24 protein-coding genes, 2 pseudogenes and 1 riboswitch are annotated in these 26,250 nt (G+C 62.4%); of the genes and pseudogenes, 10 read left to right on the forward strand and 16 right to left on the reverse strand.

Translation table 11 applies throughout. The annotated features are described in order from the left end of the window. Genes CK220_RS14310 through otnC form a run of 4 tightly spaced genes read left to right on the forward strand, consistent with a single transcriptional unit; the run spans position 1 to position 3,697 of the window. Complete coding sequence (locus tag CK220_RS14310) at positions 1-627, forward strand: aspartate/glutamate racemase family protein (protein WP_245429206.1); 627 nt, start codon at positions 1-3, stop codon at positions 625-627. A 5-nt stretch (positions 628-632) separates the two neighbouring features. Next, positions 633-1,733, forward strand: coding sequence for a GntG family PLP-dependent aldolase (locus tag CK220_RS14315; RefSeq protein ID WP_176479089.1), 1,101 nt, complete (start codon positions 633-635; stop codon positions 1,731-1,733). Between the two features lie 57 nt (positions 1,734-1,790). Then, positions 1,791-3,062 (forward strand): 3-oxo-tetronate kinase, encoded by a 1,272-nt coding sequence (gene otnK / locus CK220_RS14320; protein ID WP_095812131.1) that lies wholly within the window; start codon positions 1,791-1,793, stop codon positions 3,060-3,062. After that, positions 3,059-3,697: a 3-oxo-tetronate 4-phosphate decarboxylase gene (gene otnC / locus CK220_RS14325; protein ID WP_095812132.1), complete on the forward strand. Its 639-nt coding sequence runs from the start codon at positions 3,059-3,061 to the stop codon at positions 3,695-3,697. Before otnK ends, otnC begins: the two co-directional genes overlap by 4 nt. A gap of 29 nt (positions 3,698-3,726) precedes the next feature. Here otnC and CK220_RS14330 read toward each other — a convergent pair whose 3' ends face one another. Both CK220_RS14330 and CK220_RS14335 read right to left on the reverse strand, forming a co-directional pair. Continuing rightward, a complete protein-coding gene (locus CK220_RS14330) occupies positions 3,727-4,146 on the reverse strand; it encodes a heme-binding protein (RefSeq protein WP_095812133.1) in 420 nt (139 codons plus the stop codon). Between the two features lie 15 nt (positions 4,147-4,161). Then, positions 4,162-5,172: a Gfo/Idh/MocA family oxidoreductase gene (locus tag CK220_RS14335; RefSeq protein WP_095812134.1), complete on the reverse strand. Its 1,011-nt coding sequence runs from the start codon at positions 5,170-5,172 to the stop codon at positions 4,162-4,164. Positions 5,173-5,719: 547 nt separating this feature from the next. Here CK220_RS14335 and CK220_RS14340 point away from each other — a divergent pair. From CK220_RS14340 to CK220_RS14365, 5 genes and pseudogenes are all read left to right on the forward strand, one after another. Next, complete coding sequence (locus tag CK220_RS14340) at positions 5,720-6,889, forward strand: ABC transporter substrate-binding protein (protein ID WP_176479090.1); 1,170 nt, start codon at positions 5,720-5,722, stop codon at positions 6,887-6,889. Between the two features lie 106 nt (positions 6,890-6,995). Further along, entirely contained in the window at positions 6,996-7,952 is a 957-nt protein-coding gene (locus CK220_RS14345; RefSeq protein ID WP_245429179.1) for a sugar ABC transporter permease, read from the forward strand. Next, positions 7,942-8,826, forward strand: coding sequence for a carbohydrate ABC transporter permease (locus CK220_RS14350; RefSeq protein ID WP_095812136.1), 885 nt, complete (start codon positions 7,942-7,944; stop codon positions 8,824-8,826). The genes CK220_RS14345 and CK220_RS14350 overlap by 11 nt, the downstream gene beginning before the upstream one ends. 595 nt (positions 8,827-9,421) lie before the next feature. Then, positions 9,422-10,326, forward strand: a pseudogene (locus CK220_RS14360) (site-specific integrase). Between the two features lie 31 nt (positions 10,327-10,357). Further along, positions 10,358-11,524, forward strand: a complete 1,167-nt coding sequence (locus CK220_RS14365; RefSeq protein ID WP_245429208.1) for an IS91 family transposase — start codon at positions 10,358-10,360, stop codon at positions 11,522-11,524. A 350-nt stretch (positions 11,525-11,874) separates the two neighbouring features. Here the strand turns inward: CK220_RS14365 and CK220_RS14370 are convergent, their stop codons facing one another. The 7 genes and pseudogenes from CK220_RS14370 to CK220_RS14400 form a co-directional block, all read right to left on the reverse strand. After that, entirely contained in the window at positions 11,875-12,897 is a 1,023-nt protein-coding gene (locus CK220_RS14370) for a transketolase family protein (protein WP_245429181.1), read from the reverse strand. Further along, positions 12,894-13,733, reverse strand: coding sequence for a transketolase (locus tag CK220_RS14375; RefSeq protein WP_095812140.1), 840 nt, complete (start codon positions 13,731-13,733; stop codon positions 12,894-12,896). The genes CK220_RS14370 and CK220_RS14375 overlap by 4 nt, the downstream gene beginning before the upstream one ends. Positions 13,734-13,752: 19 nt before the next feature. Continuing rightward, entirely contained in the window at positions 13,753-14,505 is a 753-nt protein-coding gene (locus tag CK220_RS14380; protein ID WP_095812141.1) for an SDR family NAD(P)-dependent oxidoreductase, read from the reverse strand. A 40-nt stretch (positions 14,506-14,545) separates the two neighbouring features. After that, on the reverse strand, positions 14,546-15,439 hold the full coding sequence (locus tag CK220_RS14385; RefSeq protein WP_095812142.1) for an amidohydrolase: 894 nt from the start codon (positions 15,437-15,439) through the stop codon (positions 14,546-14,548). A gap of 63 nt (positions 15,440-15,502) precedes the next feature. Then, positions 15,503-16,466 (reverse strand): annotated as a pseudogene (locus tag CK220_RS14390) (substrate-binding domain-containing protein). A gap of 21 nt (positions 16,467-16,487) precedes the next feature. Further along, positions 16,488-17,492 (reverse strand): ABC transporter permease, encoded by a 1,005-nt coding sequence (locus tag CK220_RS14395; RefSeq protein WP_095812143.1) that lies wholly within the window; start codon positions 17,490-17,492, stop codon positions 16,488-16,490. Beyond that, positions 17,489-19,015, reverse strand: a complete 1,527-nt coding sequence (locus CK220_RS14400) for a sugar ABC transporter ATP-binding protein (RefSeq protein ID WP_095812144.1) — start codon at positions 19,013-19,015, stop codon at positions 17,489-17,491. Before CK220_RS14400 ends, CK220_RS14395 begins: the two co-directional genes overlap by 4 nt. A 98-nt stretch (positions 19,016-19,113) precedes the next feature. Between CK220_RS14400 and CK220_RS14405 the strand changes: the two genes are divergently transcribed. Next, the gene (locus CK220_RS14405) at positions 19,114-20,109 is read left to right on the forward strand and encodes a LysR substrate-binding domain-containing protein (protein WP_095812145.1); all 996 of its coding nucleotides are present in this window, start codon (positions 19,114-19,116) and stop codon (positions 20,107-20,109) included. Between the two features lie 624 nt (positions 20,110-20,733). Here the strand turns inward: CK220_RS14405 and CK220_RS14410 are convergent. From CK220_RS14410 to CK220_RS31925, 7 genes are all read right to left on the reverse strand, one after another. Continuing rightward, entirely contained in the window at positions 20,734-21,483 is a 750-nt protein-coding gene (locus tag CK220_RS14410; protein ID WP_095812236.1) for a hydroxymethylpyrimidine/phosphomethylpyrimidine kinase, read from the reverse strand. Continuing rightward, entirely contained in the window at positions 21,474-22,079 is a 606-nt protein-coding gene (locus CK220_RS14415) for a thiamine phosphate synthase (protein ID WP_095812146.1), read from the reverse strand. Before CK220_RS14415 ends, CK220_RS14410 begins: the two co-directional genes overlap by 10 nt. Continuing rightward, entirely contained in the window at positions 22,079-22,849 is a 771-nt protein-coding gene (locus CK220_RS14420) for a thiazole synthase (protein WP_095812147.1), read from the reverse strand. Before CK220_RS14420 ends, CK220_RS14415 begins: the two co-directional genes overlap by 1 nt. 4 nt (positions 22,850-22,853) lie before the next feature. Next, positions 22,854-23,051, reverse strand: coding sequence for a sulfur carrier protein ThiS (gene thiS, locus CK220_RS14425; RefSeq protein ID WP_095812148.1), 198 nt, complete (start codon positions 23,049-23,051; stop codon positions 22,854-22,856). Next, positions 23,035-24,018 carry an FAD-dependent oxidoreductase gene (locus CK220_RS14430; RefSeq protein WP_095812149.1) on the reverse strand — a complete coding sequence of 328 codons (984 nt, stop codon included), beginning with the start codon at positions 24,016-24,018 and terminating at the stop codon, positions 23,035-23,037. The genes thiS and CK220_RS14430 overlap by 17 nt, the downstream gene beginning before the upstream one ends. Then, the gene (thiC, locus tag CK220_RS14435) at positions 24,015-25,835 is read right to left on the reverse strand and encodes a phosphomethylpyrimidine synthase ThiC (RefSeq protein ID WP_095812150.1); all 1,821 of its coding nucleotides are present in this window, start codon (positions 25,833-25,835) and stop codon (positions 24,015-24,017) included. Before thiC ends, CK220_RS14430 begins: the two co-directional genes overlap by 4 nt. Positions 25,836-25,946: 111 nt before the next feature. Continuing rightward, a riboswitch (TPP riboswitch) is annotated at positions 25,947-26,058 on the reverse strand. Between the two features lie 28 nt (positions 26,059-26,086). Further along, positions 26,087-26,248, reverse strand: a complete 162-nt coding sequence (locus CK220_RS31925) for a hypothetical protein (protein WP_176479091.1) — start codon at positions 26,246-26,248, stop codon at positions 26,087-26,089. Positions 26,249-26,250: the final 2 nt, after the last annotated feature.

Below are 26,250 nucleotides of genomic sequence, written 5' to 3' on the forward strand. Positions count from 1 at the left end.
GTGTTCGACGGCCTTGCGACGGAGCTCGGTGCGGGCATAGCGCTGAAGCACACGGTGCGTGAAGATCTGCTGAAGTCGGCGATCGAGTGCGGCAGCGCCACGCCTGGGATCATAGCCGCGGCCGCCGAAGCCATGCTGGCGGAGTTCCGGCTGGGGGCGGATGCCGTGATTTGCACTTGCTCAACGATCGGGGCAGCCGCCGACGTCGCAAACTCGACTTCCCACAGGCCTGTGTTGCGCATCGACCGGCCCATGGCTCGCGAAAGCGTCAGGACTGGAAGCCGCATTCTGGTCCTGGCGACGCTCGGCACGACGATTGCCCCGACCGCTGCGCTGATCGAGGCGGAAGCCAGGGCCGCAGGACGCAAGCCCGATATCGATTCCGTCGTGCTCGACAGAGCGAGACAGCTTTTTCTGAGCGGTAACATCGATGCTTATCTCCAAGCGGTGGCGGAGGGCATCGCCGCAGCCACTCTCGACGCCGACGTGGTGGTGCTGGCACAGGCCTCGATGGCTGCGGCATTGCCACTCGTCGGCAAGACCGAAGTCCCGGTCCTGACCAGTCCCCGCATCGGGTTCATCGGTGCGCTTCGGGATCTCCAGCCCGGCGGCGCATGGGGAGCTTAGACAACATGAAGGCTTCCAACAGAATGATCGACCTGCGCAGCGACACGGTCACCACCCCGACCCCGGAAATGATCGAGGCGATGTCGCGCGCCGAGCTCGGGGACGATTTCTTCCGCGACGATCCGACCGTGCTCGACTTCGAAGCGGAAGTCGCGGATCTGCTTGGGGTGGAAAGTGCGATGCTGGTGATCAGCGGCACGATGGGAAACGTCGTATCAGCCATGGCGCTGGCGCCGCGCGGCACCTCGATCATCCTCGAGGCGGCCGCGCATATCCACATCAAGGAAAGCGGCTGGCCGTCGACGATTGGCGGCCTGACACCACGCCCGGTCCAGGGCATAGGCGGCATGATCTCCCCGGCGGCGCTTGCGGACGCGATCGCTGTGGGGCAGTCGCGGCTGAGTGCACCTGCAAGCTTGCTGTGCCTGGAAAACACCCACAATGCGGCCGGCGGCAGGGTGATGAGCCCGGAGGATCTCGCGGTTTTGGCCGGCATCGCCCATGAAAGCGGCCTTAATGTCCATCTCGATGGTGCGCGCATCTTCAATGCCGCCATATCCCTTGGCAGATCGGTCAGCGATTTCGTTCAGTCGGTGGACACGACCACATTCTGCCTGTGCAAGGGCTTGAGTTGCCCGCTCGGTGCGGTCGTTGCTGCGAGTTCCGAGATCATCGAGCAGACCCGGCGGTGGCGGCAGATTCTTGGGGGTGGCATGCGTCAGGCCGGCGTGATAGCCGCGGCCGGGCGGGTCGCACTGCGCACGATGGTCGATCGCCTCGCGGAGGATCACCAGAACGCGAAACTTCTGGCCACACGATTGAGGGACGCGGGCCTGGATGTCGATCCATCCACCGTCGACACCAACATCGTGTTTGTCAATCTGCCCCAAGGTGACTTCGACGTGGACTACCTGCACTCCGAATTGCTCGAAAGCGGCGTGCGGATATCGCCGGTAAAGGCAGGGCGCCTGCGCCTCCTAACCCACCGGGAGGTCACGCGGCGCGAAGCTCTGTTGGCCTCTGACCTCATCGCAAAGTCTTGCGGCGCGGCGCGAGGTCGACAGGCGTCTGGCGTGAACAAGGCCGGCGTGGACGCGATCTACTAGAGGGAGCGTCGCTGCCGACGCGTCCATTCCACGAATTTCAGTCTCGCGGAGTACCTCATGCTTCTGGGCGTCATCGCCGACGATTTTACCGGCGCGAGCGATATTGCCAACACGATCGCCAAGGGCCTTCCCGGCCAGGGCGGGCTCAAGACGTCCCAATTTCTCGGCGTTCCGGTGCGGGATGCCAAGCCCGACATCGAGGCGGGCGTTATTTCGCTGAAGACTAGGTCTGTCCCGACCAAGGAGGCAATCGACCAGTCGTTGGCGGCCCTTGCATGGTTGCGGAAACAGGGATGTGAGCAGCTCGTGTTCAAATACTGCTCTACCTTCGATTCCACGCCGGAGGGCAATATAGGGCCGGTCGCCGAGGCGATCGCAGAAGCGCTTTCCGTCCGGGGCGTCGTCGCCTGTCCTGCGTTTCCGACAGCGGGCAGAACCGTCTATCAGGGCCATCTGTTTGTCGGAGGTCGGCTTCTTCATGAATCGGGCATGCAGCATCATCCCCTGAACCCGATGACCGACCCGGACCTGAGACGTTGGCTTCAGCAGCAGTGCTCAACCCAGGTCGGTCATATCGCCTGGCCAACGGTCAAGGCGGGCGGTGATGCGATCGCGAATGCGCTCAGGGCGTCGGCGGCAAGCGGCGAGGTGCTGGCGATCGTCGACGCCATCGACGATGCGGATTTGCTTGCGATAGGCGCTGCCGTCCAGGACAGCCTGTTTGTAACCGGCGGATCGGGTATCGCTCTCGGTCTGCCCGCCAATTTCATAGCACAGGAAAAGGCTTCGGGCGCGCTGCCCGAGAAATCGAGCGTCGCCGGTCCCGAGGCGATCCTCGCCGGCAGTTGCTCCAGTGCAACGCGCGGCCAGATCGACTTCCACCTGCAATCGCATCCCGGCCTTCCGGTGGCTGTCGACGACGTGATGGCCGGCACGATGACCAGGCGGGATATCGTGGCATTCGCCTTGGCGAACGTAGGACGCGCGCCGATCGCCTACTCATCCGCCACACCGGCCGACGTGGAAGCGGCGCAAGCCCGGTACGGTCGGCAGGCGGTGGCCGATAGACTGGATCAATTGTTTGCCGATGCCGCCCGCGACCTCGTCGATTCCGGAGTGCGGCGGCTGGTCGTCGCTGGCGGTGAAACCTCCGGTGCGGTCGTCAGCGCGCTGGCGGTCGAGAGCGTCGCGATTGGCATGGAAATCGATCCAGGCGTGCCTGTACTTTCCGTTGCGGCGCCGGTTGCCATGGCGCTCGCGCTGAAATCCGGCAACTTCGGATCGCGCGACTTCTTTTCCAAGGCACTTCAACAAATGGCGGGACGATGACTAGCGAAGAACAGGTTCGGGCCAACATTGTCAGGCTGGCAAAGTCGCTTTTCGACCGAGGTTTTTCCGTCGGGTCGGCGGGGAACATTTCCTGCGCGGTGGAAGACGGCATTCTCATCACTCCGACAAATTCTTCGCTGGGATCGCCCGACGCGGACAGGATTTCCAAGATCAGCCGGGATGGGCGCCACATATCCGGTGACAGACCGTCAAAGGAGGTCTTCCTGCATCGCGCCTTTTACGAAAGCCGGCCGGCGACTGGCGCAGTCGTGCATCTCCATTCGACCTACTGCACCGCGCTCTCGTGCCTGGCCGATGTCGATCCCAACGATTGCATTCCTCCGCTGACGCCTTACGTCATCATGAGGGTCGGGCAGGTCCCGATCCTTCCCTATGTCAGGCCCGGCGACCAAAAGGCAGGCAAGTTGATCGATGATCTCGGCGGGAAATATGCCGCCGTCCTGCTCGCCAATCATGGGCCTGTCGTCGCGGGCAGGGATCTGGAATCCGCAGTGTTCGCCGCCGAGGAACTCGAAGAGACGGCCAAACTGCTCATCGTGCTGCGATCGATGAAGTTGCGCTATCTTACCGACGCCCAGGTCGAAGAACTGGGGACGGTCTTTGGAAAACCGTAGGGACACGATGGCGCCAGCTTCCAGCTAGATCAGCCCTGCAAGATGGCGTCCACTCCTCTTTTGGCCAGATCGATATCTTCTTGCGTGGAAAGACCGCTGACGGCGACGGCCCCGACCACCGTTCCATCGACAACGACAGGAAGCCCGCCGCCAAAGCCGGTGTAGCGGCTGTCGCCATAGGAACCCATGTCAAAACCCGCGCCCGGCGCTCTTGCTGCCTGCCCGACATCCATGGAGGGCCGGCGCTCACGTGCGGCGGTCCATGCTTTATTGGCTGCAATCAGGATGGATGGATAGGGTGCGCCATCAAGGCGAGACAGGGCGATCAATTCACCCTGTTGATCCACCACGGCGATGACGGCGCATTTGCCATCGGCCAGGATTGAATCAGCGATCACCTTGATTGCGCGCTCCGCGTCGGCGTGGCCAAGCGTGCTAATGGTCAGCATGGTGCGGTCCCAGGTTCAGGTCTGTTCTATCGAAATCGTTCGTCCCGTCGCTGCCGATTCGGCGACCGCCTTTGCCAGCTTCAGGCTCCAGACGCCGTCATCTCCGGACGAGGAGGGCTTGCCCCTGTTTTGGATGGCCGCGATGAAATCGGAGATGCCCCTGTCATAGGTCACTTTCAGTTCCAGTGGAATTTCGCGGTCGCCGTCCTTCGTGCGCAGGATCACGCGGCCGCCGGGCGCCTGGGACATGACGTCGATACCCAGGATGCTGCCCTGGCTGCCATGGATTTCGACGCCACGCGGTCCGTGGCCCACAACAAAGCTGTCATGGCATTGCACAAGGATGTCGCCGGGAAATTCCCAGACCGACATCACGCTGTCCTCGATGCGTTTCGGGCCTGTTCCCGAAGTCGCGGCGATGGCCGCTATTCTGATTGGGTTGGCGCCAAGGTAAAAACGAAGAAGGTCGCCATTGTGAACGGTAATATCATAGATCACGCCGCCGCCGGCAGCCTTGTCGTGAAGCCGCCAGGTCTTCAGGCTGTCTGGGAGTTCCCCTGCGTGGAAGACGCGTATCGAATTCACCTTTCCAATCGCGCCCTGGTCAATGAGGCTCTTGATGGCGCGGTGGCTCTCCATGTTTCGAAGATGGTGGTTGGTCGCCAGAACGACGCCCTTGTTTCGAGCCGCATCGACGATCTTCTGCGCATCCGCGATCTCAAGCGCCAAGGGTTTCTCGCACAGCACGTGCTTGCCGGCCTCGATTGCGGCCAAGGCATCCGGCACGTGCCGGTCGTTGGTCCTGCTTATATAGACGGCGGTAATTTCAGGGTCCGCAAGCATCGCCTCGACTGACGCATAGCTGGCAGCAATAGCCTTGTCGCTGGCGAAGGCCCTGGCTCTGTCCAAATCCGAACTGACAATCGCCTTTACCTTCCCGGACGGATGTTTCCGGATGGAATCCACCATCCACTCGCGTGCGATCGTGCTTGCGCCGATCAGACCCCAGACAACGGTATCGACCATCCTGTTTCCTTCCCTGTTGGCTTACGCGGAGGCGCAGCCCTGTGTCGCGGCTCGACTGCGCAATTGTCTGACAACGGATGGATTTGTCAACAAGCTTTGTAGAAAGGCAGGCAGGCCAAAAAATCGATATTTATGGAAGTACTCATAAATTTCAACATGTTAACACGCTATAGGAACTGTCGATCTCCAAAATTTGCGCATGCGGCTATTTTAGTGAGCCATAATTGTTGACAGATATGTAATATGTAATCATGATAGTCAGACATGTGTTGCCAACTGGAGGGTGCGGCTCGCTGGTGCGGTGCGAGCACATTGACCGAGCCGATAGAAAGTCAGGCCAGAACTGCAAAGCTCACGATCAAGCAATGCCTGTGTCGACGAAACACAATGTCGTCGGCTGCAGGCTTTGAATCGATGATCGAGATCGAAATTTGTCAGAAAACTAAACAGGGGAATTCAGATGATCACACGTAGTCTTATCATTGCTTCCATCATGTTGTCGGCATCCTCAACGATGTCGTTTGCTGGGGGAGAAAATGTTGAAGTCATGCATTACTGGACCAGCGGCAGCGAGGCGGCAGGTCTGGACGTGTTGAAACAGCTCCTTGAGAAGCGCGGCGTCACATGGTCGGATTCTCCGGTTGCCGGCGGTACCGGAATGAACATGGTGCAGGTCCTTCGTGCGCGCATCGCGTCCGATACAGCGCCCTCCGCAGCACAGATGCACGCACAGCAGGTTCAGGCCTGGGCTGCCGAGGGTGTGCTTACCGATCTCAGCGATCTGGCCAAAAAAGAAGACTGGGCGAAGATCATCGCTCCCGAGCTGGTGCCCCTGATATCGTACAACGGCAAGACCGTCGCGGTGCCGGTCAATGTCCACCGGTCGAACTGGCTCTGGTACAATAAGAAGGTGTTCGACAAGGCCGGGGTCCAGCCGCCGACCACCTGGGACGAATTCAACCAGGTGTCCGAAAAGCTGCTGGCCGCTGGCGTGACGCCCCTGGCCCTTGGCGGCCAACCTTGGCAGGAGGCCGATCTGTTCGAGAACGTTGTGCTTGGCCTCGGCGGTGCTGACTTCTACCGCAAGGCGCTGATTGAGCAGGATCAGGAAGCGATCAAGAGCGAAACGATGGTCAAGGTGTTCGACCAGCTTCGCGTCATGAACAAATTCGTCGACAAGAACTATCCCGGCCGCGACTGGAACCTGGCGACCCAGATGGTGATCAAGGGCGAAGCCGGCATGCAGATCATGGGCGACTGGGCAAAGGGTGAATTGTCGCTCGCCAAGATGGAGCCGAATGTCGACTATGGCTGTTCGCCGGCGCCCGGCACCAAGGGCGACTACGTCTGGTTGACCGACAATTTCGGTTTCTTCACGACCAAGGACGAAAACCGCGTCAAGGGCCAGATGGAGATGGCGTCCGCCATTCTCGACAAGGATTTCCAGGAGGCCTTCAACATCAAGAAGGGGTCGATCCCGTCCCGCGTGGACGTTTCGATGGACAAGTTCGATTTCTGCGGCAAGGCGGCTTATGCCGATCGCGCCGAGGCACAGAAGACCAACACGTCGCTTCCGTCGCTTACCCATAATGCTGCGACCGGGGCCACCAAGACCGGCGTCTTCCTCGACGTGGTCTCGACCTTCTTCGAAACGCCCACCATGACCTCGCAGCAGGCCATCGATCAACTCGTGGCCGGGTTGAAGTCGGCCGAGTAACAGCAATCGAGCCGAAGCAACGCCCCCGAAGTTTCGGCGGCGTTGCCTCAACTACTTCGCCGCCGCAACTGCCCCTCGCCGCATGGCAGGAGCCGTTATCCGGAGCATGCAGAAAGGCCATACCGTGGCGATGAGTTTTCCCGATGCAGGCGCTTTCGCCGACGGTAGCACGCCAAAGTCCGATCTTCGGCTGTGGCTGGGCAAGAACGCCTCTCAACTGGCGCTCGCTCCGTCGGTTGTCATCGTGCTGGTAGTCATCTACGGCTTCATGATTTGGACCGGCGTGATCTCGCTTACCGCATCCAAAATGCTGCCCAACTACAGCTTTGTCGGATTTGCCCAGTACGATCGTCTCTGGTCAAACCCGATATGGCAGATCGCCGTGTCCAACATCTTCATATTCGGCTTTCTGTTCATCGGGTTTTCGACGGCAATCGGCCTCGCTCTGGCGATTCTGATCGACCAGAAGATCCGCGCGGAAGGCTTCCTCAGGACCGTCTATCTCTACCCGATGGCGCTGTCCTTCATCGTCACCGGGACGGCGTGGAAGTGGATCCTCAATCCGGGTCTCGGATTGGAGCGTTTGCTCCATTTATGGGGTTGGGAAAGCTTCAGGTTCGACTGGCTGGTCAACACCGAATACGCGATTTACACCCTGGTCATCGCCGGCGTGTGGCAGTCTTCGGGCTTTGTAATGGCCCTGTTTCTGGCGGCGTTGCGGGGCATCGATGAGGATCTTGTCAAAGCTGCACGGCTCGACGGGGCAGGGGCGACGCAAATCTATCGGCGCATCATCATACCCCAGCTTGGACCGACCTTCATGACCGTGGGCGTGATCCTGATGCAACAGGCCGTAAAGAGCTTCGACCTCGTCGTCGCACTGACGTCAGGCGGCCCCGGAAACAGCACCAATCTGCCCGCGACCTTCATGTACACCCAGACGTTCGGGCGCGATCAGATGGCGGTGGGTGCGGCCAGTGCCATCATGATCCTCATGACAGTGGCCGCGATTGTCGTTCCCTACCTCTATATCGACATCAGGAACAACCGCGATGAGCGCTGATGCCATCATTCTGCAGCGCGGCGCGTCGCATCAGGTCGCCCGCATCTTCATCTATGTCTGCCTTATCCTTTTCGCAGCCGTGTATCTTATGCCGCTGCTGGTCGTGGTCCTGACTTCCGTGAAGGACCTTGACGATATCCGCAACGGATCGATCCTATCGCTTCCGCAGCGTGTTACCTTCGAGCCTTGGCGCCAGGCGTGGTCCGAGGCTTGCATAGGATTGCGCTGTGCCGGCCTAAAGGATTTCTTCATCAACTCCGTGGTGATGATCGTGCCCTCGGTAACGATTTCAACGGCGGGTGGGGCGATCAATGGCTACGCGCTGACACAGTGGAAATTCCGCGGTGCGGATCTGATTTTCGCAATCCTGCTGTTCGGCGTTTTCATTCCCTTCCAGATCATCCTGATTCCGATGGCCCGGACCCTGGGCGCTATCGGCGCCGCCAACACCATGGTCGGACTTATAATGGTCCACGTGGTTTACGGCATTCCGTTCACAACCTTGTTCTTCCGGAATTTTTTTCTGTCGCTGCCGTCGGATCTGGTTAAGGCGGCACGGGTTGACGGCGCCGGTTTCTACCAGACCCTTTGGCGCATCATCCTGCCGATTTCGGTGCCGTGTTTCGTCGTGTCGATCATCTGGCAATTCACGAACATCTGGAACGATTTCATCTTCGGCACGACGTTTACGTCGGGCGAAAATGTTCCGGTCACCGTGGCGTTAAACAATGTCGTGAACACAACGACGGGCGTCAAAGCCTACAACGTCGACATGGCGTCCGTGGTCATGACCGCGCTGCCTACTCTGGCGATATATGTGTTCGCCGGCAGGTATTTCCTGCGCGGTCTCATGGCCGGTTCGATAAAGGGCTAACGAGGGCGTCAGGTCGATGCTCAAGGCTCAAGGAGATGCAAAAGCGGAAAAGATTTATGTATGAGGCCTAGCATCAAGCTGCGCGACCTAAAGAAATGCCTTTGGTACGAAACAAAAGTGCAGGCGATAGCGACGCGCTTGGTAGACAAGTGGGGTTTTGCGAAGGCTCAGACGGGTGCCCAGGCTGTGGCGCGCCGCTGCGCAGGAACGCGATCGAAAATTGCCTGGGATATCGCTATGTCAGTAAGCGACTGCAATCGCCTGGACATCTATTATCACTGAATGGACGGGCTGATCCGGCAACCGGCGCCCCTGCTCGCTTGCGGTACCCATCCAATATTTTCCGACATTTAGGTGGGCGCGGGACGAAGCGGAGCGATACAGAAGATTTCCGACTTTAGCCCACAAATAGATGTTCTTAATTCGCCTTTCGGGCCGCAAACAACGATGGACACGAATGGCGGCTTTGCGCCTCATGCACGAACCCGCTTCGCGGGAGGGGCGCCTCGTTCTGAGATGGCGCGACAGGCATTGGTCTTGAGCGGGTAGAAGCTGCGATCCGACCATGGAGTTCCTTCAACGAGAGGAACTCGCCATGGATACCCCGTCGACGGATGCACCGATCACGCCACTTCGCCAGCGCATGCAGCAAGACATGCTCATGCGGGCCTGGGCTCCCATACCCAGCAGGACTACGTTCGTCACGTCCGGCGCTTCGCAGCCTTCCTCCGACGCTCTCCCGATGCTGCGACGCCCGAGGACATCCGCCGCTTCCAGTTGTATCAGCATGAGAACGGCGTCGGGCCTGCGACCATCAACGGCGCGGTCTCGGCGCTGCGGTTCCTGTTCCTGGTGACGCTGAAGCGGCGGGATCTGGCCCGTGTGCTGGTGATCATGCGCCATCCACGCAAGCTGCCGGACGTGCTGAGCGTTGAGGAAGCGGCGCGGCTGCTCGAAGCAGCACCTGGCATCAAGTACAAGGCCGCGCTCGGTGTCGCCTATGGCGCGGGCCTGCGCGTATCGGAGGTCGCGCACCTCAAGGTCGACGACATCGACTCGACACGCATGCTGATCCGCGTCGAGCAGGGCAAAGGACGCAAGGATCGCAACGCCATGCTCTCGCCGCAACTCTTGGAACTGCTGCGGCTGTGGTGACGCGAAGGCCGGCGTCGCGGGGTGATGCTTCCGCATGGCTGGCTGTTCCCGGGGCGCAGTTGCACCGATCCGATCTCGTCGCGGCAACTCCATCGCGCGGTTCAGGAAGCCGCCGAAGTCGCCGGCATCCGCAAGCGCGTCAGCCCGCATACGCTGCGGCACAGCTTCGCCACCCACCTGCTTGAGCAGGACGTCGACATCCGTGTCATCCAGGTGCTGCTCGGGCACAGCAAGCTCGAAACGACAGCGCTCTACACCAAGGTCTAGACCCGGACGATCCATGCGGTCGCAGGTCCGCTCGACCGGCTGATGGCGCTGATGGAGGATAAGTCGCCTCCCGGCTGAACCGGTGAGGGCGGACCTGGAGGTTGCCGATATCTTCCGTGCTGCCGGCCCCGGATACCGGGTCGCCCATGCAGGGCATCTGAGCCAACAGCAGCTCAAGGCGATGTCAGCGATCGAGAACTGCCGCACCGCAGCCCTTGGCGGTCACGTCGAGGCCTGTGAGGACTGCGGCCAGTGGCGCATCGCCTACAACAGCTGCCGCAACCGGCACTGTCCCAAGTGCCAGGGCGCGGCCGCGCGCACATGGCTCGCCGAGCGGGAAGCCGACCTGCTGCCGGTCGGCTACTTCCATGTCGTGTTCACGCTGCCGGCCGAAGTCGCCGACGTCGCCTTCCACAACAAGTCGCTGGTCTACGACTTGCTGTTGCGCGCGGCATCGGAGACGATGGTCACGATAGCAGCGGACCCCCAGCATCTCGGCGCGCGCATCGGCATCACTGCCGTGCTCCACACATGGGGCTCGGCAATGACGCACCATCCCCATGTCCACATGATCGTGCCGGGCGGCGGCATCGCGCCGGACGGGAAACGCTGGGTCTCCTCGCGCCCGGCCTTCCTTCTTCCGGTGAAGGTGCTCGGCAAGCTCTTCCGCCACCTGTTCCTGACCCGCCTGATCGCACTGCACGACGCTAGGCGGCTCGCCTTCTTCGGATCGATGGCGCACCTCGCCGACCGACGGGCATTCCTGCGCCACCTGGCTGCCGTCAGGAAAAAGCGCTGGGTGGTCTACGCCAAGCCGCCCTTCGCCGGACCGCAAGCGGTGCTTGCCTATCTGTCGCGCTATACCCACCGGGTTGCGATCTCGAACCGCCGCCTGATTGCCTTCGACGACGCTGGCGTCACCTTCCGCTACAAGAACTATCGCCGCGACGGCACCGACCGCCAGCAGGTCATGACGCTCGCCACAGACGAGTTCATTCGCCGCTTCCTGCTGCACGTCCTGCCGCGCGGCTTCCATCGCATCCGCCACTACGGCCTGCTCGCAGGCGGCTCTCGCAAGGACTGCCTGGCGCTCGCCCGCCACCTGCTCGCGGCCGCGCCTCCCGTCACGAACGATCCTGCGACGGAACCGGACGACTTCCGCCCGCCGTGCCCGTGCTGCGGCGGGCGTATGATCGTCATCGAGGTGTTCGAACGGTGCAGGCAGCCGCGCGGACCGCCGAGCCAAACAGCAACAAACCGGGAGAACGCTCCATGACCCGGCATGGCCCGCTTCCTCGCACGACCGCGCCACGCCGGCGCGGCTCAATGGGAAGGTATGCGCGCGTCGCTATGGCGCCGGTCGTCAGGCACGTGAAGCCCGTCGGTATCACCGCAAGAAGCTCTCCGATCTGGCCCAGAAGCCGCATGCTCGACCAGCCACGAGAGCTCCAATAGCGGACGTCCGCGACAGACGCTGGCACACCCCAAAACACAAATCCCCATAGCTCACCGCCTGCTGCCCGCGGGTTCCTGACCCTTCAGCATATCGGTCGTCAACACCATCTTGGCGCATTGCCATAAGCGGACATGCGATAGCCAAGCGCTAGCTCGAGCTTCTACTTTGCTTTACTCCGTCCATTCCCGAATACGGCGCACGATCTCGGCGGTCGAGATCCCATAGCGATCGTGAAGCGTTGGCAGCGCGCCGGCATCTAGAAACTCGTCGGGCAAGGCGATTTGGCGGAAGACCTGGGTCACGCCTTCGCGCATCAGCAGGGCGGCAACCCCTTCACCCAACCCGCCGATGATCGTGTGGTTTTCGGCGACCACCACCATCCGTCCGGACTGGCGCGCGGCAGTACGGATCGCCTCAGCATCGAGCGGCTTGATCGTCGGCACATGCATAACGGCGCAGCCGATCCGGTCCGCTTCCAGCGCTTTTGCGGCCTCCAGCACGCGCATGGTCATCAGGCCGCTCGAAATGAACAGCACGTCCGAGCCATGGCGCAGCAGCCGCGCCTTGCCGATCTGGAACTGGTAGCCGTAGCTATCGAGGACTACGGGGACCTTGCCGCGCAGCAGCCGCATATAGACTGGCCCCTTATGGTCCGTGATCGCCTCGGTGGCCTGTTCGACGTCGAGCGCGTCGCAAGGGTCGATGATCGTCAGGTTGGGCAGGCCGCGGAAGATGGCGATGTCTTCAGTCGCCTGGTGACTCGGCCCATAGCCGGTGGTCAGCCCCGGCAGGGCGCAGACGATCTTCACGTCAAGATTCTCCTCGGCGATCGCCATGCAGATGAAATCATAGGCGCGCCGCGAGGCGAAAACGGCATAGGTCGTGGCGAAGGGCGTGAAACCCTCGCGCGCCAGGCCGGCGGCAGCGCTCATCAACACCTGCTCGGCCATGCCCATCTGGTAGAAGCGGTCTGGATGCTCCTGCGCGAAGACATGGAGGTCGGTGTATTTCGCAAGGTCCGCCGTCAGCCCCACTATCCCGGGCCGCCGGTGGGCTAACCGGGCAAGCGTGTGCCCGAACGGCGCGTTGCGCGTCGCAACGCCGTCGGCCGCGATCGAGGCGATCATCGCTGACGTGGTTTTGCGCTCTCCCGCCTTGATGGCTTGGCGCGGCGCGAATTTTGACAGCCTCACTGCGGACGTCCCTTTTCCAGAGCTTCGAGCGCCAGCGCCCATTCGTGCGGCTCGACGCGGATGAAATGCGTGATGTCGCGGGCCTCGAGGAACGGCACGCCCTTGGCCATGAGGGTGTCGCAGACGATGACACGCGGGCGCGGCTCCTTGAGGGCCTTGGCGATATCGAACGCCGCGCGGACCGCCTCGATGTCGTTGCCGTCGACGCGCTGCGCGTGCCAGCCGAACGCTTCAAACTTGTCTGTCACCGGCTCCGACGACAGCGTCGCCGTCGACTGGCCGTCGGCCTGCTGGTTGTTGAAGTCGACGATGGCAATGAGGTTGTCGAGCTTGTGGTGGGCGGCGGACATTGCCGCTTCCCAGGTTGAGCCTTCGCCGAGCTCTCCATCGGACAAGAGATTATAGACGAAACTGTCGCTCTGCTTGCGTTTCAGCCCCAGGCACATGCCGACGGCGATGCCGAGCCCGTGGCCTAGGGACCCGCCGGTGATCTCCATGCCGGGCGTATAGGCGGCCATCCCGGACATCGGCATGCGGCTGTCGTCGGTGCCGTAGGTCTCGAGCTCTTCCTCCGGCAGAACGCCTGCTTCGATCAATGCCGCATAGAGCGCGATCGCATAATGTCCGATCGACAAAAGGAAGCGGTCGCGCCCCTCCCATTGCGTGTCATCCGGCCGGTAGCGAAGCGCATGGAAATAGGCGACCGCGAGCACGTCGGCCACCCCGAGCGCTTGCCCGACATAGCCCTGACCCTGGACTTCGCCCATGCGCACGGCATGCCGGCGGATGCGATAGGCCCGTTCGGCAAGGCTGACGTTGCTGCCCGCGCGCGGCATCTCCAATCCTGCCGCATCATCAGCCATGGATCAGCATCCCACCATTGACGTCGATCACGGCGCCGGTGATGTAGCTGGCCAGATCGGAGGCGAGGAAGAGGTAGGCGCCCGCCACATCACGCGCCTCGCCCAGCCGGCTGAGCGGAATTCCCTTGATGATGTCGGCGCGCATCGCATCGGTCAGCTTGCCGCCGGTGATGTCGGTCTGGATCAGGCCTGGCGTGACGCAGTTGACGCGGATGCGGTCGGGTCCGAATTCGCGTGCCATAGCCTTGGCAAGCCCGAGCACACCCGCCTTGGCGGCTGAATAGTGCGGGCCACCGAAGATGCCGCCGCCGCGTTGCGCGGAAACCGACGACATGCAGATGATCGAGCCGCCGCCATTTTCACGCATATGCGGGATGAAGGCCTGGCTGAGATAGAGGACGCCGCGCAGATTGACATCGAGGATGCGGTCCCAGTCGGCCGGGCCGATGTCCAGTGTCTTTACGGGCTGCGTGATTCCGGCAATGTTGCACAGCACCTCGACCCTTCCGAACGCTTCGGTCGCTTCTGCCGCAGCTCTCTTGCAGGCATCGAGGTCGGCGACGTTGCAGGCGATGCCCATGTGCTCGGGTCCAAGCGACGCGGCGGCGTCACGGGCTTGTTCCTCATCGAGGTCAAGAATAGCAATGCGCGCGCCTTGCTCCGCCATCAGCGTTGCCGTGGAGCGGCCAATTCCCCGGGGGCTTGCGGCACCCGAAATGACCACGGCCTTGCCCTTCAGCAACATGTCGAACTCTCCTGCTATTTCCAATCTTTTGGCGGATGACCTAAAGCCGGTAGAACCGGGCGGCGTTGTCATGGAACAGCGCAAGCCGCTCTTCATGCGGATAATGTCGCGTGATCTCCTTGAAGGCGTTCACGATGGCGTCGAAGCTGGAGAACAGCTTGTCGACCGGGAAGTTCGTCGCGAACATCGATCGGTTGATGCCGAAGGCGGCGATCGCCTCCTCGACGTAAGGTCGGATCGACCCCGTGGTCCATGTCCAGTCGCCCATGCCGAGACCCGAGATCTTGCAGGCGACGTTCGGCGCCTGTGCGAGCTGGCGCATGCCCTTCTTCCAGGCGTCGAAATGCTCGGGCCCGTCGACCTGCATGCCGGTGTGGTTGAGGATGATCTGCACATCAGGAAAGGCGCGCGCCAATTCAAGAAACTCGCCCATCTGCGGATAGTAGAGCTGCAGATCAAAACTCAGCCCGCGCTTCGCCAACTCTCGGAAGCCACGCCGCCATTCGGGTGTCCGGCTGACTTCCGGCCGCGTCAGATAGGTCTTGGCGGGGTCGGCATGATAATTCATCGACTGCCGGATGCCGCGGAAGCTCGGATATTCCATGTGTCGGTCAAGAAGGTCGCCGACATCGGGCTTGGACAGGTCGGCGTAGCCGACGATGCCATGGGGAAAACCCCGCTTGTTGGCGATGCCTTGCAGCCAGCGCGTCTCCCCGACCGGATCGGCGGGATTGAACCCGACGTCCAGGTGGACCGATTTCACCAGGTTCTGGTTCCTGGCGTCTTCCAGATAGTCGTCGATCAGATAGCTCTTGCGGATCGCCTCATAGTCGCCGAAGGCGGCCGGCTTAACGCCATCGGTCAGCCATGGATAATAGTGGGTCTCCAGATCCCAAAGGTGATGATGCGGATCGATGAAAGGCAGTTCGGCCACGGTCGGAATCCCTCGCTTGCTGCTGGACCCGCCGGCATCGCCGGCGGGTCCGTTCGAAGACGGTCAGTTGCTCGGGGGGAAAACGCGGGCGATGACCTTCTTGGCCTCGGGGCTGTCGACCTTGTCTGCGGTGACCAATGGCATCACTAAGGCCAGATCCTGGGTTACCTTGCCTCCCGTCAGGGCGTTGTAGACTTGCTGGGTGCCGTCGATGCCTTGGCCGACCGCTTCCTGGAAGAAGATGCCCTGGATCGCCCCCTTCTTCAGCAGCGCAATGGTAGTGGGCGAGCCGTCGGCGACGGTGATGCCGACTTTGCCGGTAAGGCCTCGGGTCTCGACCACCTTTGCGGCCCCGCTGCCGGCCTCATCATACATGCCGTAGATAGCCTTGATGTCGGGATGCGCAGTAAGCAGGTTCATTTGCCTGGGTGACAGCCTCATTGATGGTGAGGCCCCGGGTTTCAAGCATCTGGACCAGGTCGCAGCCGTCTGCCGCGAACGCCTCCTTGGCGCCCTTGAGATACTTCTGCGCATTCTCCCGGTCTTGCGGCAGCGACAGCATGCCGACCTTGTTGCCGCCGCGCTCCTTGGCGAGATCGCAGGTGAATTTCCCCTGAGCTTTGCCGGTCTCATAATTGTTGGCAGTGACCGATGACGTATAGTTGGTCAGGCCCGGCTGCGGGCCGATGCCGGCGAAGGCGATCGGCACCTTTTGCTTTTCCAGATAGTTGAGCAGCGGCGGCGTCGATGTCGAGCTGACCGGGCCGATCACGATTGCCGCGACCCCCTTTGTCACGGCCGTCCGCGCGTTGTCCATCTGCTTGGCGGGTGAGTTCTCAGAGGTGTACTCGACATAGTCCATGCCGAGCTCCTTGGCCTTCTCCTTCACGCCGTAGCCGACCCATTGCCAGTAGGAGATGTCCAGCGAGGGCGCGATATAGGCGACGGTCTTCTTGTCCTCGGCGTATGATGCGCTGGACACGGCGGACGCCGCCAATGCTGCAATCAGTATGCTCTTCAACTTCATCTTGGTTCCTCCCGTGATGATCTAGAGTCGGTTCTTGTTGCTGAAGCGGTCGATTAGCACCGCAAGCAGGATCGCCGCGCCGGTGACGGAGCCTTGCCAGAAGCTGTTGACGCCGATGAGGTTCACGCCGTTCTGGATGCAGGTGATCATCAGCGCGCCCAGCACGGCGCCGATAGCGCTGCCGGTTCCGCCAAAGAGGCTGGCGCCACCGATGACGACGGCAGCGATCGCCTGCAGCATCAGGCTGGCGCCTGCCGTGGCCTCGGCGTTGAGGATGTAGCTCACCGTCAGCAGCCCGGCGAACGAAGCGAGGAGCCCTGACGCGACATAGGCCGCGAACTTGATGCGGAGCACCGGAATGCCGAGCAGGCGGGCGGCAATGGCGGACGAGCCGACGGCATAGAACCAGCGGCCCAGCACGACCTTGCGCAGCACATATTCCAGCACGACCATCAGGATGATGCAGAACAGAAGATGATTGGGGATGCCGGGGATGATCTCGCCGGAATTCAGCAGCCAGAAATCCGGCGCACCGATCGGCATCGAGCGACCGTTCGTGACGATGAAGGCCAGGCTGCCCGCTACCGCGTAGGTGATGAGGGTGACGACGAAAGGGGCGAGCCTGACGACAGTGACGAGAAAGCCGTTGATCGCTCCGAATACCAGCCCCACGGCGAAGCCTGCCAGGCTGGCGGTAAGATCGTCCGCTCCATTGGCCATTGCCAGCGCCGTGACCATTCCAGTCAGCGAGAACACCGAGCCGACCGAAAGATCGATACCCCCGGTGACCGCGACCAGGAAGACGCCGAGGGACATGATGATGAGCGGCGCGGCTGCCTGGATGATGTTTTGGACATTGCCCATGCTGAGCGCCGCGGGCACGAATATGCCGACCGCCAGCAACAGGACGACAATCGCCCCGGCGATCGCACACTCGGTGCGGTAGGACAGAAGAATCCCGGGCGCGCGGGTCCTATCGGCCCGAGCCTTCTTGGCCGTCGTGGCGCCGTTGGTTGCGTCGGTCATGCTGCCATCCCCGTCAGCTCGGCGAGCCCGTCTTCGGTGAAGCGCTCGTCCGGTAGAAACCCCTTCGGGCGCCCCTCGGTGTCGAAGGCAAAGATCACATCGCACAGCTCGAGCAGTTCGACGTTCTCGGTCGACCACCAGACAATGATCGCTCCGGCATCCGCCATCTCGCGGATCAGGGCGTAGATGTCGTGCTTGGTGCCGATGTCGACGCCGCGCGTCGGCTCTTCCAGCACCACCATGCGCAGCGGCAATCCAAGCCAGCGGGCAACGATCAGCTTCTGCTGGTTGCCGCCGGACAGCGACGCCGGAAGGTCCCAGATCGAACCCGCCTTCAACTGCAGCGCCGAAACCAGATCGGAACATTCCTGCCATTCGGCGGCGCTGACGACCCGTCGCCTGTCGCGGACTCTCCGCGCGGCAAGCACGTTGTCGACGATCGGAAGCTGCGAAAGGATGCCCTTCGCCGCCCGGTCGCCCGAGACGAAGCCGATGCCCGCGCGCGCCGCCGCAGCCGGGGAGGGGAAGCTTTCTCCGAAACCGTCGCCAGCAAGGCGCCAGCCGGCGCCCTTTCCCGCGCCGACAAGCGGATCGATCAGACCCGTCGGACCCGCCGGCGCGCCGGCCAGCCCCAGAATGGTGCCGGGCCAAATCTCCATCCTGGCGGCGTCCGGGCCGAAGAGTTCCACCGGCGCGCCCTCTTGGGCGCGCTCCAGCCGCCTAGGCTGTGGTCCTGATCGGTGCGTGGACTGCCCCATCCGCTGGACGATCTCGGCGTCGCTCAGCGATGCGAGCGGCGTGGCATTCGCAACCGTTGTTCCATCCCGTAGAATGGTGCAGACATCGCAGAGCTCGCGGATTTCCCGCATCCGGTGCGAGACGAAGACGATCCCAATGCCCTCTTCGTGCGCCAATCGCTTGAGCACGGAGAAAAGCTTTGCCGTCTCGCCGGCGGTGAGGTTGGCGGTCGGCTCATCGAGAAGCAGCACCTCGGCGCCTGTTGAAAGCGCGCGGGCGATCTCGACGATCTGTCCTTCATGCAGGGATAGCTTGCGCGCCGGCAGATCTACGATCGCTTCACCGATGGCTGGATCGATCAGGCGAAGGGCATTGAGCGCAATCTCGCGCATACGACGACGACTGCTCTGCGACAAACCGGATTTCGCATGCACGATGCCGATGTTTTCCGCGACCGACAGTTCAGGCAGCAGCGCCAGCTCTTGATGCACCACCGCTATGATGGGACCGCTCCGGTCGGCTTTCGCCGATGCGAAACCGATCTCGCCGGCGTCACGGGAGGTCAGACCTGTGATGATGCGAATCAGGGTGCTTTTGCCGGCGCCGTTGCCGCCCAGCAGCGCATGGATTTCGCCGGCTCGGACCTGAAAGCTCACACCGCGCAGGACACGGGTCACGCCATAACTCTTCTCGACATTGGCAGCGTCGATCAAAGGCTTCCTGGTCGATACCTGTGCAGCCGCCTGCACATTGCCGGCGCCACCTGGACCCTGGGCCGTTTCCATTCTGCATCTCCTCCCGAGATCGCAGAAATGATGCGGCCGATTGACATTCGGCTCAATTCTCGTTTCTTAACGAGTTGTGTAGCTGAACTTAACTGACGATGTCGGACATCAAGTTCAATTCGATGACGCATTTCGAAGCCGTTGCGCGCCTCGGTGGAGTCTCGAAGGCGGCACAGGAATTGCAGGTGACCCCTTCGGCTGTTAGCCAGCAACTCCGGCTCTTGGAACATCAGCTCGGCGTGCGGCTCTTTCAGCGCGAAAAGCGCCATCTCTCTCTGACGATCGATGGTGAACGGCTCTATCAGACAACCACGCAGGCGTTCGAATCCATACGCGAGGTTCGAAACGCCATTGTGCGGCAGCGCGAAAGTTTCCAGCTCAGCCTTCGCGTGAGTCCATCCTTCGGCGAGAGATGGCTGGCGCCACGTTTGGCCGAATTCAGCAAGGAATACCCGACCTGGAATCTGCGCGTCGACGCGACACCCAATTTCTCTGATTTCGAAACCGAGGTCATCGATCTCGATCTTCGCTACGGCGACGGGGGTTGGGCCGGCCTTTATTCGGATTGCGTTGTCAACGACCTGATCCTGCCGATGTGCTCGCCTTCCTACCTTGCTGAATTGCGAAGGCTTTCATCCGACCCGCGCCAACAGCTTCGCCAAGCGAGACTGATCGACAGCGTGAAAGCCTATTTCCGCTGGGATTATTGGCTGCCGCGCAACGGTGTCCAAGGCGCACGCATGACATATCCCACTCGTTTCGACCGTTCGTCGATGTCTGTTCAACTGGCGAAGGATGGAGCGGGCGTGGTCCTGGAAAGCACGTCGATTGCATTCGAGGACCTTGTTTCGGGCGCTTTGGTGCCCGTCTCGACCGAGTTCGAAGTCATAGAGTTTCCCGGATACTGGCTCGTTTGCCCTTCGCGGCACATGAACCGGCGCGCGGTGAGGCTGTTCTCGGAATGGGTGTCGCGGGTCGGCAAGCGCGATACGAATCTGGCTCGTCAGTTCTTGTTGGAGAGGGGACTTCATATCTCGTTCGAACGACGGCCTCACTTCGGCACGCGGGATGAGAAAGTAGTGTCAATGGCTTGAGTTGAAGATATTGTGGCCCCACGAAAGCTGCCTGGCTGCTCTCGACCCACAACAGCCGCGCTCTTGCCCTTTGTAATGAACATGCGTTTATCAACCCCTTGCGTGGGCGGCATAGAAATCCCGCTCGCAAGGAAAACTAATCTTTCTCCTGATCCTTCGGTTCGCCAGACCATACGAGATCATACGAAGGATATGGGTTGGCTAACCATCCCGTAAGCCATTGGTTTCCCTTAGAAGTCTCACACCCTCCGGGCCCACCATTATCTTTGATTTTGTTGATTAAAATTGAGCTAGGCCCGAAACGTTGTGGGCTTGGGCAAAATCGTTGCTCCCGTCAAATTGGAGGCGCAGCACGATCGAGCGTTTAACAATCATTGCGCGGACACAAGCCTAAACCGCCGCTGCATGCCCATGCGGGAGCGAAATCGCGCCGCCACTTGTAACGATCCGCTTCCGGCCGCTGCTCCAGATCCTTGGGGCGGCATCTTACGAAGCGAGGTGAATAGCAGACGCTAACGCGCTGATGCCACTGACCTCAAGGTTCAGATCGCCGGCGCGGACCCCGGGGCGCCTCTGACCCTCCTGGGAATCGGTCAAGATGCGCATCGCGCTCGCCCGTTAACGTCATCGCGCCCCACGAAGGTGTTCGAGAACATGGCGCTTGGCGCCTCGTACGGCCGCCTCCAACGGCAAACCTTGAGCTAACGATGCGGCGATGGCGCTGGACAGCACGCAGCCGGTGCCACGCATCCCCCGATCGACGCGAGGCGCTTCGACCCGAACTGCGCGACGGTCCGGCTGCAGGAGAACGTCATTCGCATGACCTCCGTGCGCGTGCCCGCCCTTGACGAGCACGGCGGTCCGCACCGTCGCCAACAGGTCCTCGCCTTGAACGCAAGCGCCTTCTTCGTCCTTCGCAGGTTCTGTTCCTACCAAGGTTGCCAGCTCGATCAGATTCGGCGTGACAAGCCGGCAGACCGGCATCAGATCACGGCGCAACACGTCGATAGCATGGTCCTCCAGCAACACGCGCCCCGAGGTGGAGGCCAGAACCGGATCAAGCACCACCGGCACTTCGCGATTGGCAGCCAGGACGGAGCAGACGGCCTGGACCGCTGCCGCCGTGCCCAGCATGCCGATCTTGACCGCTGCGACCGGATTGGCAGCAAAGGCCGCACGCATCTGAGCGGCGATAAGCTCCGGCGGCATCTGCTCGATGTGCTCGACGGCCGCGTGAGTCTGCACCGTAACGGCCGTGACGGCGAGGCAACTGCGCAGTCCAAAGGCGGATACGGTCTCGACGTCTCGGGCCATTCCCGCGCCGCCGCTCGAATCCGAGCCGGCAACGATCAGCACATGCGGCGTCATCGCCATGGCGCCGTCGCCGCCAGCCATTCCAATGCGCGCGCCTCGGGCTGCGCGTTCCGGGTGATGTCGGTCACCACCGCCGCACTTTGGGCGCCGTGCGCGAAGACACCGGCAACGCGCTCGACGGTGAGCCCGCCGATGGCCACCAGCGGAATCTCACCGACGCGCTGCTTCCAGGCGCCAATGCGGTCCAGCCCCTGCGGAGCCCATTTCATCGCCTTGAGAGTGGTCGGATAGATCGGTCCGAGTGCGACATAGTCCGGCTCGGCTCGAAGCGCGATTTCGAGTTCGGCGTCGTCGTGCGTGCTGAGGCCGAGCTTGGTGCCCGCCCTGTGGATCGCGCTTAGATCGGCGTCGGCCAAGTCTTCCTGGCCGAGATGGATGAAATTGCAATCCTCCTCGATCGCGATGCGCCAGTAATCATTGATGATGAGCTGGCAGCCATGGCGTTCGCACAAGGACTTCGAAGCGCGAATCTCCCGGCGCAGCGAAGCGTCGTCCCGGTCCTTGATGCGCAGTTGCACCAGCTTCACGCCGAGCGGCACCATGCGTTCGATCCAGGCGGCGGAATCGACGATCAGGTAAAATGGATCGAGCTTCATCAGAATGCTGCCATGCCGATGACGGGGGTCGAGGGAACGGCCATGTCTCGCGGCTCGAGCAAGCCGGCGCGATAGGCCTCGCGGCCGGCCTCGACCGCCCTGCCGAAGGCCGCGGCCATGACGACAGGGTCGCCGGCCTTGGCGACCGCGGTGTTGAGCAGCACCGCGTCGTAGCCGAGCTCCATCACTGCCGCGGCATGCGAGGGCCGGCCGATGCCGGCATCGACAATCAGCGGAATGCCGGGGAAATGGCCGCGCAGGCTTCGCAGCGCATCGAGATTCTGCGGCCCGCGGGCGGAGCCGATCGGCGCGCACCAAGGCATCAAGAGCCTGCAGCCGGCGTCAAGCAGGCGCTCGGCAACGATGAGGTCGTCGGTCGTGTAGGGAAAGACCTCGAAGCCTTCAGAGGCAAGCATCCTTGCGGCTTCGACCAATCCGAAGACGTCGGGCTGCAGCGTATCGTGGTTGCCGATCACTTCGAGCTTGATCCAGTCCGTGCCGAACACCTCGCGCGCCATCCGCGCCGTCGTGACCGCTTCGCTCACCGAGTGGCAGCCGGCGGTGTTGGGCAGCACGCGAACACCAAGCGACTGGACCAGCGACCAGAACTGGCCTCCGGCTTTGCCGCCCGATGTTTCCCGGCGGAGCGACACCGTGACGATCTCCGTCCCGGACGCTTTCACCGCCTCCGCCATGACGGCAGGGGAGGGGTACAGCGCAGTGCCCAGCAGAAGGCGGGAGGAGAGCTTCTGTCCATAGAACTCGAGCATCGGATCAGCCTCCCTTCATCGGTGAGAGGATTTCGATGCGGTCGCCATCGGTGAGCCGGCAGCGGTCGCGTTCCCTGGCTGGTACGACTTCACCGTTCAGCGCGGTGGCGAGCCAGTTGCCCTGGAAATCGAGTTCCGTGAGCAACGCGGCGAGCGTTTCTGCCGTCACTTCGTGGCTTTGGCCGTTAATGATGAGCTTCAAGGGCAAACTCCTTTGCGGCAGGATTTCCCAGGATGATGTCGGCTGCCTGCCGCGCCACGGCCGGCGCAAGCAGGAAGCCGTGGCGGTAGAGGCCGTTGATGCGAAGGTTCCTCCCGTCGCGCTCGATGCGCGGCAGGTTGTCGGCAAAAGCAGGGCGCACGCCAACACCGGTTTCGACCAGCTCGGCTTCGCCGAAGGCCGGGTGCAGCGCATAGGCGGCGCCGAGCAGCTCCATGGTCGAGCGCGCGGTGATCGGCCCATCGGCATCGCACTCGATCATCGTCGCGCCGACCATGAACAGGTTTTCCCCGCGGGGCACGACATATACCGGGATGCGCGGATGAAGCAGACGCACCGGCCGGGCAAGCGAGATCTCGCCGGTTCGCAGGATGAGCATCTCGCCGCGCACGCCGCGCAGTTCCGGTCGCCTGTCACCGCTGCCGGTACAGTTCACCTCAATATTTTGAGCTGCGGGCGCCGAGCTGCGGCCGAACTCGACGCGCGCGCCCATGCCGCGGAGCTTGTCGCGCAGGGAAAGCAGCGCCTTGCGTGGGTCGAGATGCGCTTCCTGAGCGAAGTACAACCCACGTCCGAACCGGCCTTCGAGGGCCGGCTCGAGAGCCGCGATTTGGCTGGTGTCCAACTGCCTGAAGCCGGATGTGCGGCCGCCGAACCGGTCGAGTTCGCCGGCATCGCGGGCAGACGCCAGCACCAGCGTGCCGCGGCGCGAGACATGGCCGGGCAAGGCCGCGTCCCACCAGTCGGCTGCGCCGCGTCCGAGCGTCAGCACGGTCTCTTCGGCGTTCTCGCGCTCGCACCAGGGTGCGAGCATGCCGCCGGCCTGCCAAGAGGCGTTGCCGGCGATCTCGAGGCGTTTCTCGACCACGGTTACCTCGGCGCCGCGCGTTGCCAGCTCGTGCGCGAGTGTCAATCCGGCAACGCCAGCGCCGCGAATGAGCACCTTCATGGCGTGTCGGTGCGCTCGGAGGTGCTGTCGACGGGCATGTAAAGGTCGCCGCCGTCCCGGTACTTCGCCGCCATGGCCGCGAGCCCTTCCTTTTGCGCTTCGGCGCGGATGTCGTGCGAGATCCGCATCGAGCAGAATTTGGGGCCGCACATCGAGCAGAAATGCGCCACCTTATGCGCCTCCTTGGGCAGGGTTTCGTCGTGGAAGGCGCGCGCCGTCTCGGGATCAAGCGAGAGGTTGAACTGGTCCTCCCACCGGAACTCGAAGCGCGCCCGCGACAGCGCGTCGTCCCTGACCTTGGCTGCCGGATGGCCCTTGGCCAGGTCGGCGGCATGCGCGGCGATCTTATAGGTGATGACGCCGGTCTTGACGTCGTCGCGGTCGGGCAGGCCGAGATGCTCCTTCGGCGTGACGTAGCAGAGCATCGCCGTTCCGAACCAGCCGATCATCGCCGCGCCGATGCCCGATGTAACATGGTCGTAGCCGGGCGCGATGTCGGTGGTGAGCGGCCCCAGCGTGTAGAACGGCGCCTCGCCGCAGACCGCGAGCTGCTTGTCCATGTTCTGCTTGATCTTGTGCATCGGCACGTGGCCGGGGCCTTCGATCATCACCTGGCAGTCCTTGGCCCAGGCGATCTTGGTGAGCTCTCCGAGCGTTTCCAGCTCGGCGAACTGAGCCGCGTCATTGGCATCGGCGATCGAGCCGGGGCGGAGGCCATCGCCGAGCGAGAACGCCACGTCATAGGCCCGGGCGATGTCGCAGATCTCCTCGAAATGCTCGTAGAGGAAGCTCTCTTTGTGGTGATGCAGGCACCACTTGGCCATGATCGAGCCGCCGCGCGAGACGATGCCGGTGACGCGGTCGACGGTGAGCGGGATGTAGGGCAGGCGCACGCCGGCATGGATGGTAAAATAGTCGACGCCCTGCTCGGCCTGCTCGATGAGGGTGTCGCGAAACACCTCCCAGGTCAGCGCTTCGGCAACCCCACCGACCTTCTCCAGTGCCTGGTAGATCGGCACGGTGCCGATCGGCACCGGGGCGTTCCGCACGATCCATTCGCGGATGTTGTGGATGTTGCGCCCTGTCGACAGGTCCATCACCGTATCGGCGCCCCAGCGGATCGCCCACACCATCTTCTCAACCTCCTCGGCCATCGACGAGGTGACGGCGGAATTGCCGATGTTGGCGTTGATCTTGACCAGGAAATTGCGGCCGATGATCATCGGCTCGCTTTCGGGGTGGTTGATGTTGGAGGGGATGATGGCGCGGCCGCGCGCCACCTCGTCGCGCACGAATTCCGGCGTGACGAAGTCAGGGATCGCCGCGCCGAAGCTCTCGCCATCGCGTTGAAGTTTCAAACGCAGCTGCTCCCGGCCGAGGTTTTCGCGGATGGCGACGAACTCCATCTCGGGCGTGATGATGCCGGCACGCGCATAGGCGAGCTGAGTGACGGCACGGCCACCGGCGGCGCGCAACGGCTTGTTACGAAGCGAGAATTCGGGCGTCAGACGATCGGCTGAGACGAAGCCGTTGTCTTCGGGCTTGACCGTGCGGCCCTCGTAGCGCTCGACATCGCCGCGCGACTCGATCCATGTCTCGCGCAGCCGCGGCAATCCACGCTCAATGTCGCTTTTCACGGCTGCGTCGGTGTAGGGACCGGACGAGTCGTAGACCGTGACCGGCGGCTCGCCCGCGCTCGGGTGGACCGAGATCTCGCGCATCGGCACCCGCAGCTCCGGGTGGAGCTGGCCGGGCTTGTGGACCTTCTTCGAAGCGGGCAATTCGCCGACGGTGACGGTCGGGGTGTGGGCATTCATGAGTGAGCCTCCTTGCTCGAGTGCAACGGAGACCCAGTCCACGCGATGAGGAGGAAGGGACGCTCGCCTGGACACGGGCTAACGCCCGAATGCCGAAGCCGGATTGCCGACCCGCGAGGCCCCGCACCGTCCCTACGCCAGTATGAACTGGATCAGGTTCAACGGGTCACTGCGCGCGATAGCAGTATCTCAGCCCCTTGCCGGGACTCCCCTGGTGAGGTGCCTAGGTTGGACGATGCGACGCTATCCTGTCAACTCTTGCGACGAACCCGTGGGCCGCTGCTGAAGCCCTCTGCCTGCGTCACGGGGCGTGCTGAAACAGCAATGACGATGAACGCCAGCAGGATGACGCCGGAGCCGCCGGCGAGCGACGAGGCCTGAGCAATCAGACCCGGCGCAACCTTCTCAGTCATCC

Origin of the sequence: Mesorhizobium sp. WSM3860, from assembly GCF_002294995.1 — a bacterium.
Classification (GTDB): Bacteria; Pseudomonadota; Alphaproteobacteria; order Rhizobiales; family Rhizobiaceae; genus Mesorhizobium.